Source organism: Streptomyces sp. DG1A-41 (assembly GCF_037055355.1).
GTDB lineage: Bacteria > Actinomycetota > Actinomycetes > Streptomycetales > Streptomycetaceae > Streptomyces.
Map to the genome: position 1 here is coordinate 5,659,213 of NZ_CP146350.1, position 13,986 is coordinate 5,673,198.

General features: G+C 71.8%; 12 protein-coding genes and 1 pseudogene. 7 read left to right on the forward strand and 6 right to left on the reverse strand.

The window, feature by feature from the left end:
- Window positions 1-30: 30 nt before the first annotated feature.
- On the reverse strand, window positions 31-990 hold the full coding sequence (locus V8690_RS26595) for an LAETG motif-containing sortase-dependent surface protein (protein WP_338782599.1): 960 nt from the start codon (window positions 988-990) through the stop codon (window positions 31-33).
- 234 nt (window positions 991-1,224) lie between these two features.
- On the opposite strand from V8690_RS26595, the gene V8690_RS26600 reads away from it, so the two are divergent.
- Window positions 1,225-2,355, forward strand: a complete 1,131-nt coding sequence (locus V8690_RS26600; protein ID WP_338782600.1) for a hypothetical protein — start codon at window positions 1,225-1,227, stop codon at window positions 2,353-2,355.
- 632 nt (window positions 2,356-2,987) lie between these two features.
- Here the strand turns inward: V8690_RS26600 and V8690_RS26605 are convergent.
- The gene (locus tag V8690_RS26605; protein ID WP_338782601.1) at window positions 2,988-3,269 is read right to left on the reverse strand and encodes a chorismate mutase; all 282 of its coding nucleotides are present in this window, start codon (window positions 3,267-3,269) and stop codon (window positions 2,988-2,990) included.
- Between the two features lie 327 nt (window positions 3,270-3,596).
- Between V8690_RS26605 and guaA the strand changes: the two genes are divergently transcribed.
- Window positions 3,597-5,177 carry a glutamine-hydrolyzing GMP synthase gene (guaA, locus tag V8690_RS26610; protein WP_338782602.1) on the forward strand — a complete coding sequence of 527 codons (1,581 nt, stop codon included), beginning with the start codon at window positions 3,597-3,599 and terminating at the stop codon, window positions 5,175-5,177.
- 3 nt (window positions 5,178-5,180) lie between these two features.
- Here guaA and V8690_RS26615 read toward each other — a convergent pair whose 3' ends face one another.
- Window positions 5,181-5,654: a pyridoxamine 5'-phosphate oxidase family protein gene (locus V8690_RS26615; RefSeq protein WP_338782603.1), complete on the reverse strand. Its 474-nt coding sequence runs from the start codon at window positions 5,652-5,654 to the stop codon at window positions 5,181-5,183.
- A gap of 220 nt (window positions 5,655-5,874) precedes the next feature.
- Here V8690_RS26615 and V8690_RS26620 point away from each other — a divergent pair, with 220 nt between their 5' ends.
- Entirely contained in the window at window positions 5,875-6,669 is a 795-nt protein-coding gene (locus V8690_RS26620) for a class II aldolase/adducin family protein (protein ID WP_338782604.1), read from the forward strand.
- A gap of 12 nt (window positions 6,670-6,681) precedes the next feature.
- On the opposite strand, the gene V8690_RS26625 is transcribed toward V8690_RS26620, so the two are convergent.
- Window positions 6,682-7,581, reverse strand: coding sequence for a DUF4429 domain-containing protein (locus V8690_RS26625; RefSeq protein ID WP_338782606.1), 900 nt, complete (start codon window positions 7,579-7,581; stop codon window positions 6,682-6,684).
- Window positions 7,582-7,896: 315 nt separating this feature from the next.
- On the opposite strand from V8690_RS26625, the gene V8690_RS26630 reads away from it, so the two are divergent.
- Window positions 7,897-9,159: a hypothetical protein gene (locus V8690_RS26630; RefSeq protein WP_338782607.1), complete on the forward strand. Its 1,263-nt coding sequence runs from the start codon at window positions 7,897-7,899 to the stop codon at window positions 9,157-9,159.
- Between the two features lie 297 nt (window positions 9,160-9,456).
- Complete coding sequence (locus V8690_RS26635) at window positions 9,457-9,987, forward strand: DoxX family membrane protein (RefSeq protein WP_338782608.1); 531 nt, start codon at window positions 9,457-9,459, stop codon at window positions 9,985-9,987.
- A gap of 36 nt (window positions 9,988-10,023) precedes the next feature.
- On the opposite strand, the gene V8690_RS26640 is transcribed toward V8690_RS26635, so the two are convergent.
- Both V8690_RS26640 and V8690_RS26645 read right to left on the reverse strand, forming a co-directional pair.
- On the reverse strand, window positions 10,024-10,266 hold the full coding sequence (locus tag V8690_RS26640; protein ID WP_338782609.1) for a hypothetical protein: 243 nt from the start codon (window positions 10,264-10,266) through the stop codon (window positions 10,024-10,026).
- Window positions 10,253-11,775 (reverse strand): annotated as a pseudogene (locus tag V8690_RS26645) (PspC domain-containing protein). The gene V8690_RS26640 and the pseudogene V8690_RS26645 overlap by 14 nt, the downstream one beginning before the upstream one ends.
- A gap of 178 nt (window positions 11,776-11,953) precedes the next feature.
- Between V8690_RS26645 and V8690_RS26650 the strand changes: the two are divergent.
- Together V8690_RS26650 and V8690_RS26655 are read left to right on the forward strand one after the other, a co-directional pair.
- Window positions 11,954-13,246 (forward strand): PspC domain-containing protein, encoded by a 1,293-nt coding sequence (locus V8690_RS26650; RefSeq protein WP_338782610.1) that lies wholly within the window; start codon window positions 11,954-11,956, stop codon window positions 13,244-13,246.
- Window positions 13,243-13,983: a response regulator transcription factor gene (locus V8690_RS26655; protein WP_338782611.1), complete on the forward strand. Its 741-nt coding sequence runs from the start codon at window positions 13,243-13,245 to the stop codon at window positions 13,981-13,983. Before V8690_RS26650 ends, V8690_RS26655 begins: the two co-directional genes overlap by 4 nt.
- The last annotated feature ends 3 nt before the right edge of the window (window positions 13,984-13,986 follow it).

Sequence of the window (13,986 nt, forward strand, 5' to 3'; positions counted from 1 at the left end):
TGGGCGTCGCCCCTCGCGGGGCGCTCCGTCTTACGCCTGGGCGCCGGTCTTACGGCGACGCACCACGAAGATCGCGCCGGCGCCGGCGACGACCGCGGCACCGCCGACGAGGCTGATCATCGGCAGGGCGGAGCTGGAGCCGGTCTCGGCGAGGCTGCCGGTGACCTCCGGCGTGTTGCCGCTCGGCTTCTCGTCGGTGACCGGCGCCTTGCCGCCTTCCTGCGGCTTGGTGCCACCGGTGTCCGTACCGGCGGAGACGATCTGGAACTTGTACGAGATCTGACCGAAGCCGGTGCACTCGGCGTCGTTGTCGCCGTAGATCGTCGCGCCGAGCGAGAAGCCGGCACCGACCGGGGCGGACGGCTTGACGTTGAGGCGCAGCGGGATGTTGACCTCGTAGTCCGGCTTCAGCTCGTCGGTGTAGCCGACGTAGCCGACCGCGTAGCCACCCGCGTTCAGGTCGACCCAGATCTTGTCCTCAGGGTCCCAGGCCTGGAGCTGGACCTTCTTGCTGGAGAACAGCTCCTCGCCGTTCTTGTCGGCGGAGGCCCCGGCGAAGAAGTCGAGGTCGTTGAGCGTGGAGTCGGAGTTGTTCTGCACGTTCAGCGAGAACTTGTGCCATCCGCTGCCCGCCGCGATCTTGCCGGGCAGGCCGCTGATGCTGACGTCGACCTTGCTGTCCTCGCACGCCGAGGACTCGGGGTCCGGGGTCTCGGACTCGGACGCGGTGGGCGCCGGGGAGGACTCGCTCGCGGACGGGCTCGGCGGGGGCGTCGTCTCGGGAGTGGACTCGCTCACGGACGGGCTCGGCGGGGGCGTCGTCTCGGGAGTGGACTCGCTCACGGACGGGCTCGGCGGGGGCGTCGTCTCGGGAGTGGACTCGCTCACGGACGGGCTCGGCGGGGGCGTCGTGCCGTCGGTCGCGTACGCGGCCGGTGCCGCGAGCAGTGCCACCGGGGCTATGACCGCCGTGGCGGCCGCTACTGCCATGGTGCGGCGAAGCTTCATGAAGACCTCGGAGAGTCCGGCGTACCGCGGGCTGCGGTACGAACGTTGGGGGGGGAGGCCTCCGCGTGTGGGGCGCGGGAGTGCCCTTGGTTCGGCAGGTTTGATCCGTGAAACCTGTGAATGGTTGCGCTGACATTCACAGAATTCTTATGTGGTCTGCGTCACATCCGAGATCTTCTTGTGAAGGCACTTCACACCCGCTTAGATCTGGACTTCGTGCCTGAAAAGCCGTCCGACGATCAGCCGTCGGCCTCGGAGATCCCCGACGACGTCTGGGAGCAGTTCACCCGTGCCACCGAGCGGGACAGTCACGCCTCCGCCCCTAAGGAACCGTCCGCGCGGGCGCGCATGGTGACCGAACGGCTGCGACAGCAGGAGGCCCGGGGTGAGTCGCCTCCGGGGTGGCGAACGGGTCCGGACATGATGAACGGCCGGGCGGCGCGGCGCCGCAAGCCGTGGGCCTTTCTCGGTGTGCCGGTCGCCGTCGCCGTGGCCCTGGTGGCGCTGAAACCGTCGCTGCTGCCCGGCGACCCCTTCGGCGCGGACGGGTCGTCGGCCGCGGCCTCACCGCTGCCCGTCGAGACCGCGGCCCCCACCGCCGCGCCGGGGGCGTCGGACCCCGAAATCCCCACCCTGGACGAGCCGTTCGCCGGCTCCCCGGCGCTGCGCTGGGCCGACGGCGAGGCCGGCATCGTGCTGCCCGAGGCCAAGGCCGTCGGTTCGGTTCCCGAGGAGCGCGTGGAGCAGGCGCTGAAGCTGACGAAGAAGCTGCTGGTGGGAGCCAACCTCGACCCGAAGGCGGTGCGCGGCGCCCGCCCGGACGCCGCGCTCTCCGTACTCGACCCCAAGCAGCCGGAGCTCCTCGACGAGCTGGACACCGCCCTGCGCTCCCCGAGCAGGAAGCACGACCCGGTGACGCTGTTCAGCCGCTTCGACCCCGACGAGGTGCGTCCCGTCGGCGATGTGATCAAGACACGCGGGCACATGACGTTCGAGAAGGGCGCGCACGGGGGCGTGGCGGTGCGCGCCGACTACACCTTCGTCTATCCCCTCGTGCGGGCCGACGGCCCCACCGAGGTCACCCGCACCATCGTGCGCCGGGTGATCGACGTCGAACTCGCCGACCCCGCGCGATACAGGGTCACCCAGGGCCGGCTGCTGCTCATGGAGTACGACCAGGAGATCGGCAACTCCTCCTGCGACGTCCATGACGGCTATCTGCACCCGGAGTTCTCGTCGAGCGAGCCCACGGGCGCGGCGCCGAGCGGCCCGACGACGGATCCGTACGACCGGAGCAGGGACCTCGACCACGATCCGGACGAGTGCGGGACGGTGTCGCGCACCTGACGGTCCCCGGACGACTGCCGAGGGGAGAGTCACGGGACGACCGGCGACGGGACGACTGCCGGGGCAGAGCGAAGGGCCCCGCGGGGTGGAGCCGCGGGGCCCTTCTTCTCGTCAGCACCGACGTCAGGGCAGCGCCGGTGCCTGGAAGCGGCGCCGGGGGTGCGCCGCTGGTCTCGACCGGACCCGACGGGACCCGACCGGACTATTGGTCTCAACCTTTGGCAGTCGGGCAACGCGGGTGTGCATCGGGGGCACTTGGGCTGTGTACGCATCGTGCTGGATGAACGCGGCGCCCGCAACCGTTTGACCCGGCCTTGTGCACTTCTGCAAGGGCCGCCGGTCGGCCCCGGGCGTCCCCGGAGCCGACCGTTCTCTTGGGTGACCGGGCTGCTGTCCCCTGCCGTCCGGTCACTTCCCTGGAGCGAGGTCCCACGACGTACGGCGCGATCCGTACGTCTCTCGCTCCAGCGAGCCACGCGTGGTTTCCCTCGGGCCCGCGCCTGGCTGGCACGGACACGGGGACCAACGAAGCGGCTCGCGGGACGGTCACGCGCCGTACGGGTGAGAAGGGGGGCGCACGTCTGTACCGGGTACGGGGATTCAGACCCGGTCGCTGTACTGGGAACGGGGATTCAGATCCTGCCGCGGCACAGCTCCAGCAGGGTCATCGCGAGGGCGGTGCCCGGCTTGCCCAGCGCCTCCCGGTAGCGGCCGAGGACCTCCATCTCGCGGGAGAGGTTCACGCGTCGGCCGCCGGAGGAGATCCGGGCTTCCTGGATGACGGCGGAGACGGCCGCCCGTTCCTGGATCAGGCCGATGATCCGGTCGTCCAGCGCGTCGATGCGCTCACGCGCGCCCGAGATCACGCCGGCGGCCTCGGGAGTACGGGCGCCGGTCACGTCGGTGGCGTTCATGGGGGCTCCTCGTCGTCGAAGGGTGCCCCGGAGCGGCAAGGCCCGGACGACGACAGGCGCCCCGGACCTTGTCGGCCCGGGGCGCCTGGGAAGTCGCTTGTCAGTTGCTCAAGCAGCACGACCATGGCAGCCGGCGGGCCGGATGCCATAGCTAAAGAGGAACGTCTGGTGCTGGAGCATGGGGCAAGTATGCCCCGCTCCCCGGGGGCGTCCAACACGGTTCGCATCCTGAGACGGCACCCGTCCCCGGCGCCCGGCCGGCGCGCGGCGGCACCCCGGTAGAATCGGGTGGCACAAGACCCCCGCCCCACCGCCGGAAGGCACCCTGTGTCATCAGCGACTCCCGCTGCCAGCGCCGCCGACACCGTCCTGGTCGTCGACTTCGGCGCGCAGTACGCCCAGCTCATCGCCCGTCGTGTCCGCGAGGCGCGGGTCTACAGCGAGATCGTGCCGAGCACCATGCCGGTCGCCGAGATGCTCGCCAAGAACCCCGCGGCGATCATCCTCTCCGGCGGCCCCTCGTCGGTCTACGAGGAGGGCGCCCCGCGCCTGGACCGCGCGCTCTTCGAGGCCGGCGTCCCCGTCTTCGGCATGTGCTACGGCTTCCAGCTGATGGCGCAGACCCTCGGCGGCACCGTCGACAACACCGGAGCCCGCGAGTACGGCCGCACCGACCTGCACGTCTCCAAGTCGTCCTCCACCCTCTTCGAGGGCACCCCCGCCGAGCAGGCCGTCTGGATGTCGCACGGCGACGCCTGCTCCGCCGCCCCCGAGGGCTTCTCCGTGACGGCCTCCACGGACGTCGTGCCGGTCGCCGCGTTCGAGAACGACGAGAAGAAGCTGTACGGCGTCCAGTATCACCCCGAGGTGATGCACTCCACACACGGGCAGCAGGTGCTGGAGCACTTCCTGTACCGGGGCGCGGGCCTGACCCCGTCCTGGACCACGGGCAGCGTGATCGAGGAGCAGGTCGCCGCCATCCGCGAGCAGGTCGGCGACAAGCGCGCCATCTGCGGGCTGTCCGGCGGTGTGGACTCCGCCGTCGCCGCCGCCCTGGTCCAGAAGGCCATCGGCTCCCAGCTGACCTGCGTGTACGTCGACCACGGCCTGATGCGCAAGGGCGAGACCGAGCAGGTCGAGAAGGACTTCGTCGCCGCGACCGGCGTGCAGCTGAAGGTCGTGGACGCCGAGGAGCGGTTCCTCAAGGCGCTCGCTGGAGTCTCCGACCCCGAGGAGAAGCGGAAGATCATCGGCCGGGAGTTCATCCGGGTCTTCGAGCAGGCCCAGGCCGAGATCATCGCGGACGAGGGCCCGGCGGTGGAGTTCCTCGTCCAGGGCACCCTCTACCCGGACGTGGTCGAGTCCGGTGGCGGCACCGGCACGGCCAACATCAAGTCCCACCACAACGTGGGCGGCCTCCCCGAGGACCTCGAGTTCCAGCTGATCGAGCCGCTGCGCAAGCTCTTCAAGGACGAGGTCCGCATGGTCGGCCAGGAGCTCGGCCTGCCGGACGAGATCGTCCAGCGCCAGCCCTTCCCCGGCCCCGGCCTCGGCATCCGTATCGTCGGCGAGGTCACCAAGGAGCGCCTGGACCTGCTGCGCGAGGCCGACGCCATCGCCCGCGAGGAGCTCACGGCGGCCGGCCTCGACCGGGACATCTGGCAGTGCCCGGTGGTCCTGCTCGCGGACGTCCGCAGCGTCGGCGTCCAGGGCGACGGCCGTACGTACGGCCACCCGGTCGTCCTGCGCCCCGTCTCCTCCGAGGACGCGATGACCGCTGACTGGTCGCGCCTGCCCTACGACGTCCTCGCGAGGATCTCGACCCGGATCACCAACGAGGTGCGCGACGTCAACCGTGTCGTCCTCGACGTGACCTCGAAGCCGCCGGGGACGATCGAGTGGGAGTAGGCCCTAGGTGCGCTTGATGGTGCGCAAGGGCTCGCCGGGTGTCCAGATCTGGACGACGAGGTACGTGTCGTCCTCGACGTAGGTCCGCACGACCTCCGTGAGCTCGGTGCGGAAGAGGTGGAACGGCTCCGGCGGTTCCACCTCTTCGGTGTACGCGGCCTTCAGCTCGGGGTCCTCGACCTCGATCGCCCGCCCGGCGATCCGCACATCACCTCCGCCCATGGACTGCCCCTCCCCGGGGTTCGCCTGGAGCGCGAAGCGCGGGTCGCGGCGCAGGTCGAGCGCCTTGAGCGAGTCCGGCATCATGCCCAGCCACAGTTCGCCGTTCAGGAACCGCACTTCCAGGCCGCTGGTGCGCGGCGAGCCGTCCTTCCGGAGGGTGGCGAGGACGTGGTGGGTGTAGGCGCCGAAGCGCTTCTCGACGGTGCCGGCCAGATCCGGTTCGGCAGTGGCGAAAGCCGCCCAGTTCGCTGTCATACGGAGAGTCTGGCGCCGAAACCCGACATCCTCTGTCGGCTATTCGGGGGGTAGGGGAGACCGGGAGCGAAAGGGTGCGCACGGTGCGTATGAGTGCGCATGGGTGCTCACGGGGCGTTCGCAGGGGGCACTCGTCTCATCTTTACGAAACGGTTCTGTCCTTCCCCGCCCGACCGGCGGTAGCTTCCGCCCCGTACGGAGAACCAGCGCTGGAGGACCTATGCACGGGCCCACCCCGCCCCTGCCACTGCCCACCGACCGGCTGCGGTTCGCGATGCCGCCGATGCACGAGTCGGTCGAGGACGAGCGCCGGCACCGCAAGGAACGGCTCGCGGGCGCCCTGCGGATCTTCGGGCGGCTCGGCTACGAGGACGGCGTGTCCGGGCACATCACCGCCCGCGACCCGGAGTACACCGACTGCTTCTGGGTCAACCCGTTCGGCATGCCCTTCCGGCACGTCACCGTGAGCGACCTGGTGCTCGCCAACCAGGACGGCCAGGTCGTCGACGGCGAGTACCACGTCAACCAGGCCGCCTTCACCGTGCACGCCCAGGTCCACGCCGCCCGCCCCGACGTGGTCGCCGTCGCCCACTGCCACTCGGTGCACGGCCGGACGCTCGCAGCCCTCGGCGAACTGCTGGAGCCGATCACCCAGGAGAGCTGCGCCTTCTACGAGGACCACGCCCTCTACGACGCCTACACCGGCGTCGTCGTCGACGCCGAGGAGGGGCGGCGCATCGCGGCCGCGCTCGGCTCCCGCAAGGCGCTCGTGCTGCGCAACCACGGGCTGCTGACCGTCGGCGACTCGGTGGACGCCGCCGCCTGGTGGTACGTGTCGATGGAACGGTCCTGCCAGGTGCAGCTGACGGCGCAGGCGGCCGGGCGGCCGGTCCGCATCGACCACCGGATGGCGGTGGCGACGCGGGAACAGCTGGGGGGCGACCTGGTGGCGTGGATCAACTACCAGCCGATGTGGCAGGAGGTCAGCCGCAGTGAGCCGGATCTGCTGAGCTGAGCGGCCGGCCCGTCAGAAGCCGCGGAGCACCGCTGCCTTCGCCACGGCGAACTCCTCGTCGGTGAGCACACCGTCCCGGTGCAGCTCGCCCAACTCGCGCAGACGGCGCAGCAGTACGTCGTGGTGGTCGGCCGCGGGCGGTACGGCGGGTGCCGGACGGGGGCCGGCGTGCACACCGGCCTCGCGGTTGTCAGCCGCGGTGCGGGTGGACGGGTGCGGCAGCCGGGCGGTCACCGCCGTCGCGACGAGCGCGGTCAGCAGGTCGCGGCGGGCGCTGCCCCACAGGTCCAGGGCGTACGGGTCCTTCTCCGGCGGCAGTTTCGAGAACACCGTCTCGCGGGTGACGAAACGCAGACAGCCGTCCTCGTAACCGGAGTTCGGCAGCCACTCGACCTGGACGAGGTCACCCAGGTCGACGATGCGCGGGCCGGTGGCGCGTTTGACCCGCTCGGAGGTGTCGGCCCAGTCGATCCGTACCCGGGTCCCGTCGAAGGACACCGTCCCGTCGGACGAGCGCACCGACACCGGAACCGGCGGGCCGGGCAGCAGATAGGCCCTCACCGGCTCCTTCGGGATCTGGTCGAGCAGCAGCGCGCGGCGGATCTCCTCGGCGACGTACTCGGCGACCCCCGTCCGGTCGACGTCCACCGCCAGCCGGTACGGATCGGCCGCGTCCGGCAGCCGTCCGCCGGTCGCCTGGAGCAGCGGGTCGGCGCCCTCCCGCAGCCGCAACCTGAGCCGTCCGCGCTTGCGTTCGGGTTCGAGGACCACACCCGAGACCGCCTCCAGCGGCACGGTGATCTCCCCGTACGTCTGCCGGAACAGCGACACGGAGCGGTGCAGACCGGGCGTGATCCGGATCGTGCTGCCGTCGAAGGCCCAGGTCCCGTCCCGCTGGATGATCTCGGCCATGAGGGAATTCTCGCAGCCAGGTCAACACGGCACGCCGAAGTTCACTCGTGCTGACCGGGCCGGGCGGACGCGGACCGGGTGGTGAAGGGATAATCCGCTGTCGTCGCACAGGAGTTGTACAGCGGTGTTTCCGGGGTCCGGAAGACCGACGGTGGTGGGGTCGCGGGAAGGCGGGCGTCGGGCGTGACGGTGCGCGAGGCGGGGCAGGGCGGCGCGGGTGCGTATGCGGGTCGGTACACCGGCGGGGCCGCGGGTGGGTATGCCGGCGGGTATGCGGGCGGCCACGGCAGTGTGCAGGGAGGGGGGCCCGGAGGTATGGACGGCGGTGTGCACGGAGGTCCGCACGGCGGTGGGTGCGCCTGTGGGGACTGCCCGCACGGGGCGCGCGAGGGGCACCGGCGGGCCCTCGCCGCGTTCCTGCGCAGGCGCGACGAGTTCGCGGCCGGGCAGGGGCTGCCGGCCGCGGTGGCCCACTCCGCCTCGGCTTCCCGCCAGTGGGTCTCGGAGGAACTGGCGCAGTCCGCGGAACTCGTCGCCGAGCGCGGCCGGGCCGAGGGCCGGGCCCGGCGGGCCGGCCTGTGGCGCCGCACGGCGGGTGTGGTGTGGGCGGCCGTCGTGCTGTTGCTGCTCGGACAGTCCCTCACCGCGGTCGGCGCGGGCTGGACGGCGGCCCGTACGGCCGGGCTGGCCGCCGCGCTGGTGGTCGCCGGGGCGCTGACGGCGGCGTCGTGGTTCCACCGGGCGAAGGGCGGTGCGCTGGCGCCCGTCATCGGTGAGGACAACCGGCTGTCCACCTCCCGCACGGTCGCCGGGGCATGGGTGCTCTTCGTGGCCTACTCGGTGCTCGTGCTGGCCGGGCGGCTGGCGGGCGCCTCCCGGCACGCCGACCGGGACGCGCTGCTCTCCGGGCTGGAACTCGCCCGCGGGGCCGGGGTCGTCACCGTGCTCGCCGTGGTGTGCGTGATCGCCGTGCTCGTGCGGCGTGTGGTCGGGCTGCGCGTGCTGGGGCAACGGCTCCAGAAGGTACCCGCCGACCGGCCGCGCGCCGCCGACCTGCTGACCGACGACGCCGGCCGGGGAACCTTCGCCGACATCCAGTACGTCGTGATCAGCGCCGTCGCCCTGGTCTTCGCGGCGGTACGGCTGGCCAGGCGGCCGGACCAGCTGCCGGATCTGCCGTGGGGGCTGGCGGTGGTGGTCCTGGTGTCGGCGGCGACGTACCTGGCCGGCAAGTACGCGGAGGGCGGCCGGCCGGTCATCCTCTCCGTCGTGCGGTCGCGGGAGGCGGGGGACCTGGACGGGCCGATCCGCACGGGCGACGACATCGAGATCCGGGGCGCCGGGTTCGTGCCGCCGGGTGCGCAGGGCGCGGACCGGCTGGCCCGGATGGTCGTCCGCGTCGGTGCCGTCCATGTGCACGTCCCGTTGGTGCCGGTGCCCGGGGGTTTCAGCAACCCGACGGACACGCTCCTGACCGTGCCGGTGCCGGCGGATGTGGAGCCGGGGCGGGTGGAGGTACAGGTGGTCACGGCGGCGGGGGTGGAGACGAACCGGTATGTGGTTGATGTGACGGAGTGAGGCTGGCGGGTACGTCCCGGTTCTGCTGCCGCAGGCCGCCGGTCCGGGCCGCCGTGGCCGTCCTGGCTGTCGGCAGTCGTGCCGCCTGGGGCGGCGCCCGCCCCAAAGAAGCGGCACCCCGCTCCGCCGGGCCGTGGGCCCACCCGGCCCCAGCTCAACCGCCGGGCACCTGGAGACGCCGGTTGCCTCGCTCCCCAGTGACAAAAGCCGCCGCACAGGATTGAGCCGGGCCGGTTCGTCGTACGTATGGTCTGATGAGGGGGTCTCGGCACCGGCGGCGAGAGGCGGCTAGCAGCGATGACTCACCGTATGCGAGCGGACACGCACACCTCCCACTCCGGCAGTGGAGGAGACTGGCGGGACACCGCCGTCCGCTACGCCCTCCTTCCCCTTCGGGTCTTCCTCGGCGTCACCTTCATCTACGCCGGCCTGGACAAGATCACGGACAGCGCCTTCATGAAGGACGCCGGCTCCGGCTCGGTCGGCGACATGATGCGTGCCGTCCGCGACTCCTCCGCCATCCCCGCCCTGGTCGACCTCTCTTTGAAGAGCCCTGTCGGCTTCGGCTACGCCATCGCCTTAGGAGAACTGGCCGTCGGCATCGGCACCCTGCTCGGCCTCCTCGCCCGCCTGGCCGCACTCGGCGGTGCGCTGATCTCCCTCAGCCTGTGGCTGACCGTGAGCTGGGCCTCCGACCCGTACTACTACGGCAACGACCTCGCCTACCTCATGGCCTGGATCCCCCTCGTACTCGCGGGCGCTCCCCTGCTCTCCGTGGATGCCGCCTTGAGGTCACGGCGACGGCAGAGGACAGGGAGTTACCGGTAGTGCGGCAGTGGGCTGGGCAGCGGGCGGAGCCCGTGGTCAGGCGGCCATGTCCGGACCGGGTTCGTCGGTGGCGGTACGCCCCGACGTACGGCGTCGGCGTATACGGCCCGTCAGGATCCCTACCGCGCCGGCCAGGCACAGCCCGCCCGTGACGAGGGGTATCGCCACGAACCACGGGGTCTCCCAGGCGCCGCCCGCGTCACCGGCGTAGAGGACGCCCACCAGAGTGAGGAAGGCTCCGGCGACCAGCCTTCCGGGCTGGAGTTCATGAAGCAGCACGGGCCACCTCCGCCTGTCCCATGCCGACCTGGAGATCCAGGTCGATGGTGCCCGACTTCCTGACGCCTTCGGCGGGGGAGAGGGTCATCTCCTTGTGCTGGCCGGGTTTCACGTCCACGTCCTTCTTGTCGTCGCCCGGCAGCTGGAGGTCTCCGATACCTACGTCGACACTCAGCCGCACGGTCACGTCCTCGGGCACGAGCACCTTCACCTGGCCCACGCCGACGTCGGCGCGTGTGGTGACGGTCTGGTTCCGGTCTATGTCCATCCTGGTCAGGTCCAGGGTGCCGACGCCCGTGCCCACGTCGTACCGCCGGTGTACGTCCGCCACCGTGGTGGGCTGCCAGGTCGTGCGGGTCCACTGGGTGCCGATGTCCTTGGGCAGTGCCGCCGAGCCGGCGAGCAGGCCGGCCGTGATGACCGCCAGGAGGATGGAGCCGGCGCCGGTCCGCCCCAGGAAGGCGCTGACCGCTATGCCGAGGCCCAGGACGGCGAGCGCGCAGGACAGGCCGGTCTGGAGACTCGTGCCGAGCGGGTGCTGGTCCCAGGTGAGGCTCGTGCCCAGGGCACCCGCGAGCAAGGCCAGCAGGAAGACCCAGCCGCCGATCCAGCGGGGGCCGCGCGGCTTGGGCGGCCGGGTGTGCGGGGCGGGTATGTCCTCGCGGTCGCGGGGCTGGACGCCGAGGCTGACGTTGATGGCTGCCGCGATGTCCAGGTCGCGGGAGTCGCGGGGGCCCCAGAGATAGCCCGTGCCGCCGATGTGGGTGCCGTCCTTGACGATCGGGTCGCGCCACCAGGAGGGCGACGTCAGGAGCACCGGCGGCGCCTGCGGCTCCGGCGGGGCGTCGGCGACGGCCTGGGCGGCGATGGGGACTCCCCGGCTCGAGCGCAGTCGAGAGCTTGGGGAAGGGTCGGGGCTGGGGGCGCCGCGCTGGTGCGACCAGTAACCGGCGCCAGCGAGGAGGAGGGAGAGGACGACGGCGAAGGTCAGCACCCCCCCGTTGTTCAGCAGGGTCAGGAACACTCCGCAGCCGACCAGCGCGAACAGCACGGCCGTCAGGGCCTGGCCGTCGACACGGCCGGTCAGCAGCCTGCGCACCTCGTTCTCGTCCTCGTCGTCGTACGGGACGAAGAGCCAGGCGAAACCGTAGAAGAGGAGGCCGACGCCGCCGGTGGCGGAGAGCACCGCGAGGGTGATCCGGAAGATCACCGGGTCCATGTCGCACTGCCGCCCGAGCCCGGCGCAGACGCCGGCCAGAGCCTTGTGACGGCGGTCGCGCCGGAACCTGTGCGGCGGTCCGGGAGGGATGGCCTCCCCGGCCGGGTCGGTCGCTTCGGGCGTACCTCCTCGCTGTTCTCCCGCGTCCGCGGGCTCGTGCGCGCGCGGGGGCGCGGGGAGCCGGCGGACGCGGCGTCCGCGGCGGGCGCGGCATCCTGCGGCCCGGCGCCCGGTGGGCGCGGGCCGGAGCCGGGTCCCAAACCCGTCGCGGCGTGCTCGTGATCGGTCATGGGTCCATGGTGACGGGCGCGGCGGTGCGGCGGCAGTCGGAATGACCCTGGCCGGACCCTGATATCGGCCCTGAGGGACGGCTCGGGAAGCGTTCGAGGGGCCGGGGTTCGGAGATCAGGGGAGTCTCCGGGGTCGACCCTGATGCTCGGGCCTTCCGGCCGTGTGACCATCAATGGCATGTCGGAAGCCGCAGCAGCGCCACTCGCCGAGCCGCGGCCGCCGCGCAAGCTCTACCGCAGCAGTGACGGACGCTGGCTCGGTGGTGTGGCGCGGGGGCTCGCCGGGCACCTCGGGCTGCCCGTGATCTGGGTACGGCTCGTCTTCGTCGGCCTGTTCATGGCCGACGGCCTCGGTGCGCTGCTGTACGCCGCGTTCTGGTTCTTCGTCCCGCTCGGCGTCGGCGGGGTCGAGGCGCAGAAGCCGCCGTCGCTGGTCGCCCCGGAGACCTCGCCCGACGGCCGCCGCAGACTCGTCGCCCGCAGGCCCGACAAGGGCCAGATAGTGGCCCTGCTCCTCATGGTCGTCGTGGCCATGGTGTTCGTGGGCAACGTGAACCTCAGCGGTGGGGCCAGGGCGTATCTCTGGCCGACGGTGCTCGTCGGCGCGGGCGTGGCCCTGGTCTGGCGGCAGGCGGACAACGCCCGCCGGGCCCGCTGGGTCGAGGTCGGCCGCCGCCGGCGCACGGTGACGCTGCTGCGCTCGGTGGGCGGCGTCCTGCTGGTGACGGCGGGCGTCTCCGCCATCTTCGTGCTCCAGGGCTCCGCCGCCCACCTCGGATCCGTCCTCCAGGCGGCCCTCGCGGTCCTCGTCGGCATAACGCTCCTGGCCGGCCCGTATCTGGTGCGCATGACGCAGGACCTGTCCGAGGAGCGCCTGATGCGCATCCGCGCCCAGGAGCGCGCGGAGGTCGCGGCCCATGTCCACGACTCGGTGCTGCACACCCTCACGCTGATCCAGCGCAACGCGGAGAACGCGAACGAGGTGCGCCGCCTCGCCCGTGCCCAGGAGCGCGACCTGCGCACCTGGCTGTACAAGCCCGAGGGCACCGGCAAGGACGAGGCGGACGAGCCGACCACCCTCGCCGACGCGGTGCGGCGCAACGCGGCCGAGGTGGAGGACAAGCACGGCGTGCCCATCGAGGTCGTGGTCGTGGGCGACTGCCCGCTCGACGAGAGAATCGGCGCACAGATGCAGGCCGCGCGCGAAGCAATGGTGAACGCCGCCAAGTACGGTGGCGAGGGCGGAGCCGTACAGGTCTTCGCCGAGGTCGAGGGGAAGACGGTCTTCGTGTCCGTGCGGGACCGCGGCCCCGGCTTCGACCTCGACTCGATACCCGCCGACCGGATGGGTGTCAGAGAATCGATCATCGGCCGCATGGAGCGCAACGGCGGCACAGCGCGGCTGCGCGCGGTGCCGGACGGCGGCACGGAGGTCGAGTTGGAGATGGAGAGGGCGGAGAAGACGTCATGAGCGACCCGACCGAGGCGAACGGTACGGCGGGATCGGCGGAGGCGGCCGGGCCCGCGGAGTCGGGCGGCGGCCCGGGGCGTCGCGTGCGCGTGGTCCTCGTGGACGACCACCGCATGTTCCGTACGGGGGTCCAGGCCGAGATCGGGCGGACCGAGCAGACCGGTGTGGAGGTCGTCGGCGAGGCCGCGGACGTGGACCAGGCGGTCACGGTCATCACCGCCACCCGGCCCGAGGTGGTCCTCCTCGACGTGCACCTGCCCGGCGGCGGTGGTGTCGAAGTGCTGCGTCGCTGCGCCCCGTTGATGGCCGACGCCGAACAGCCCGTCCGTTTCCTCGCGCTGTCCGTGTCGGACGCCGCCGAGGACGTGATCGGTGTGATCCGCGGCGGGGCCCGCGGGTACGTCACCAAGACGATCACGGGCTCCGACCTCGTCGACTCCATCTTCCGTGTCCAGGAGGGCGACGCGGTCTTCTCCCCGCGGCTGGCCGGCTTCGTCCTCGACGCCTTCGCCTCCACGGACGCGCCGCCGGTCGACGAGGACCTGGACCGCCTCACCCAGCGCGAGCGTGAGGTGCTGCGGCTCATCGCCCGGGGGTACGCGTACAAGGAGATCGCCAAGCAGCTGTTCATCTCGGTGAAGACGGTCGAGTCGCATGTCTCGGCGGTCCTCCGCAAGCTCCAGCTCTCCAACCGGCACGAGCTGACGCGGTGGGCGACGGCTCGCCGGCTGGTGTGACGC

Excerpts from the sequence above, each read along its gene's own strand:
- V8690_RS26620 (WP_338782604.1), top strand. The coding sequence starts at position 5,875 with ATGCACGGGCCCACCCCGCCCCTGCCACTGCCCACCGACCGGCTGCGG.
- V8690_RS26630 (WP_338782607.1), top strand. The coding sequence starts at position 7,897 with ATGGACGGCGGTGTGCACGGAGGTCCGCACGGCGGTGGGTGCGCCTGT.
- V8690_RS26635 (WP_338782608.1), top strand. The coding sequence starts at position 9,457 with ATGACTCACCGTATGCGAGCGGACACGCACACCTCCCACTCCGGCAGT.
- V8690_RS26655 (WP_338782611.1), top strand. The coding sequence starts at position 13,243 with ATGAGCGACCCGACCGAGGCGAACGGTACGGCGGGATCGGCGGAGGCG.
- V8690_RS26625 (WP_338782606.1), bottom strand. The coding sequence starts at position 7,581 with ATGGCCGAGATCATCCAGCGGGACGGGACCTGGGCCTTCGACGGCAGC.
- V8690_RS26650 (WP_338782610.1), top strand. The coding sequence starts at position 11,954 with ATGTCGGAAGCCGCAGCAGCGCCACTCGCCGAGCCGCGGCCGCCGCGC.
- V8690_RS26615 (WP_338782603.1), bottom strand. The coding sequence starts at position 5,654 with ATGACAGCGAACTGGGCGGCTTTCGCCACTGCCGAACCGGATCTGGCC.
- V8690_RS26595 (WP_338782599.1), bottom strand. The coding sequence starts at position 990 with ATGGCAGTAGCGGCCGCCACGGCGGTCATAGCCCCGGTGGCACTGCTC.
- V8690_RS26605 (WP_338782601.1), bottom strand. The coding sequence starts at position 3,269 with ATGAACGCCACCGACGTGACCGGCGCCCGTACTCCCGAGGCCGCCGGC.